Origin of the sequence: Sutterella parvirubra YIT 11816 (assembly GCF_000250875.1) — a bacterium.
GTDB lineage: Bacteria > Pseudomonadota > Gammaproteobacteria > Burkholderiales > Burkholderiaceae_F > Sutterella > Sutterella parvirubra.
The window spans coordinates 1-2,009 of the sequence record NZ_JH604849.1; the positions used below are offsets into that span (position 1 = coordinate 1).

Annotated in this window: 1 protein-coding gene; it reads right to left on the minus strand. The window is 51.8% G+C overall.

Annotation, left to right across the window (positions count from 1 at the left end):
- Positions 1 to 191: 191 nt before the first annotated feature.
- Positions 192 to 1,958 carry an IS1634 family transposase gene (locus HMPREF9440_RS00630; RefSeq protein ID WP_008540486.1) on the minus strand — a complete coding sequence of 589 codons (1,767 nt, stop codon included), beginning with the start codon at positions 1,956 to 1,958 and terminating at the stop codon, positions 192 to 194.
- Positions 1,959 to 2,009 lie beyond the last annotated feature (51 nt).

The window sequence follows — 2,009 nt, forward strand, 5'->3', positions numbered from 1 at the left end:
CTCAGAAAGGGCCCCGGTGAAGAGGTTCCATAAGTTCGTGGTAGGTTTTTCCGCTCTTGCGCAATGCTCGGACCAAGTCCTGGGCCAATACCATTTCCCTTTCCTGCTGCAGTTTCTCGAGATCCCGGCACAGATTCTCGTAGCGTGTTTTGGTTGCGCTAATCTTATCTTTCAGTGCGCTGATCTCAGCGTCAATAGAGCTCATCGACTTCCGTCTGGGCATCGTCTTCCTCTCCTTGTTCGTTTACGATTTCATTTTTGGACTCGGCAAGTTTCCGAGCAATCTCCATGGCGCGGCTGACAGTATCGTCTGCGTTCAGCCCGAATGACTGAAGAAGCATCTTCTGAGTCTTCGTGAGGGCGTAGTCGAGCATGTATTGAGCCCCGTTTCTTCTCGTCATTTCGATTTTCTCGAGCTCTCTGATAGCGCCCGGTACTGTCATCGTGTTGCGCCGCGTGACGAGCCGACACATCTGTTCTTTGAGCAGGTTGTAGAAGCGGTTTCGGATGATGAGGGCCACAAACTCAATAAAGATCTTGGCCTGCACTGCCTCGTTGGAATACACGCGCTGAGAACGTGCACCGAGAAACGATTTATCCGAGCGAAAGAGCTTCTCTGATGCGTCGCGTCCTCGGTATAGGCTGTAGGCTTCCTGTGCCGTCATTGTTTCGGAACTGATAATGCAGAAGTATCCGCACAGTTCAAGTTCCTGCTTCGTGACGTCTCTCTTTTCTTCGGCAAACAAGAACTTTCTGCTACCCTTCGTTTCGCCTGAATAGTGACATGTGAAATAGCGGCTGAAGGGCGCATCGATTTCGACCTCGCGACCTTCGAGCTTAGTGAGTTCTGCGGCCATGGCGTCGAGACGGGCCTCAAGTGCGGCTCGTTCCTGAGCCAACTTCGACGGACTGAAAAAGAGATGGAAATAGCGCTGCTTCTTGTCGGAGTCATACAGCTTATGCCTGATCGTTGTGCCGTAGACATCTGCGCCGGAGACACGACAGGCACGGTCTGTTTCAAAAGACCCTCTGGACGCTGTCACAAAGTCTGAAACCAATGATCTGCATCCCTTCACCATCAGAAGGAACTGGATCTTCTTTTCATCCATGAACTCGATATTGGCGCGGCTGAAATAGCCGCGATCGAGCACGACGCCGACAGAGCGATAGTTGTAGGCCACGATCTTTTCGATCAAATAGCGCAGCTGGCAGACATCCGGAATGGAGCCGGGGTACAGCTCGTAAAAAAGCGGGATCTGATTGGTCCGGTCAAAAGCTAGTGAGAGGTTGAAGATCGGCAGCCCCATATCCGTTTTCGGGTGTCCGAACTCGACAAGATCAAGCTCTCCGGCCTGAGAATTCTTGTTTGTCGAATCGTACGATATGTAGATACGATGTCGGTGATCCTGTCGGGCATTCCAGGCATCGAGGAAGGCTGTTATCTGATCTCGACCCATACGGGAGAGCAGCCGGGAGACAGAACTATCACTTTTGACGGACATGCCCTCTGTAAAGAGCGGGTGCCGCCTGGCGTAGTCGGGGTAATACTGGGCGGCATTGTCCTCACTCACGATCATGTAGGCAGCCAGATCAAGAATAAAGCCGGCATCTCTGCCGAAGGCGTCATCAAGTAACTGCCGAAGCTTGTATTCCCTGACGATGGAGTCCAAAGCGATGAAGGTTCCGGCACTGATCGTATTGCTTCGTACCGAAGCCTGCTCCTGCGGCAACGGACGGCACTCTGGGAAGAGCTCCAGAAATTTTTCGTTGGGCTGCATCTGCGTGTTGTCGGCTTCAGAGACCAACTTGCCGATGGTGACGCGCTGGGGAACATTGAACTGTCGTTTGGGGTCATAAACTCGACCCACCTCAAAAAGCACATAGACGTTAGTGCCCATTTTCCGACGGGTGATCTTGCCCGGAATTTCTGGAACTTTGACAGTGGCGGAAAGGTACATTTGCGCTCAAAATTGAGTGGCTATATAACAACTCAATTTTAGCATAAAAAA

What these genes read in the sequence shown, in the direction of transcription:
- HMPREF9440_RS00630 (WP_008540486.1), bottom strand. Translation starts at nt 1,958, where the DNA reads ATGTACCTTTCCGCCACTGTCAAAGTTCCAGAAATTCCGGGCAAGATC.